This window comes from Gilvimarinus sp. 1_MG-2023 (genome assembly GCF_030548285.1).
This window is the reverse complement of record NZ_JAUOSC010000164.1, coordinates 1-441: the sequence shown is the minus strand read 5'-3', so window position 1 is coordinate 441 and position 441 is coordinate 1. Positions and strand designations below refer to the sequence as shown.

Below are 441 nucleotides of genomic sequence, written 5' to 3'. Positions count from 1 at the left end.
GGCAGGCCCCATTGGGAAGCCGAACTTTTCCATCACCTTGTCGATTTTCTGGAAGTCGGCACCGTCTCGTACCAAACCTGCAAAACCGGCGAAATACGGGAACAAGACCCGGTTCACCAGGAAGCCCGGGCAATCGTTGACCACAATCGGGGTCTTGCCCATTTTCTTGGCGTAAGCCACGACGGTTGCTACTGCTTCGTTGGACGTTTTTGAACCACGAATAACTTCCACCAGCGGCATCATATGTACCGGGTTAAAGAAGTGCATACCGAGGAAATTTTCCGGCCGCTTGAGATCGGCTGCCAGCAAATCAATCGAAATGGTCGAGGTGTTGGAGGTCACAATCGTGTCTGCAGATACCTCGTCTTCCAGCTCAGCCAGGACTGCTTTTTTGACGTTCGGGTTTTCCACGACCGCTTCCACCACGGTATTGACCGTACC

At 53.1% G+C, this 441-nt stretch carries 1 protein-coding gene; it reads right to left on the bottom strand.

Annotation, left to right across the window (positions count from 1 at the left end; translation table 11 throughout):
* Positions 1-441, bottom strand: a 441-nt coding sequence (locus Q4563_RS16235) for a 3-hydroxyacyl-CoA dehydrogenase NAD-binding domain-containing protein (RefSeq protein ID WP_303605214.1), incomplete at both ends; no start/stop codon positions are given.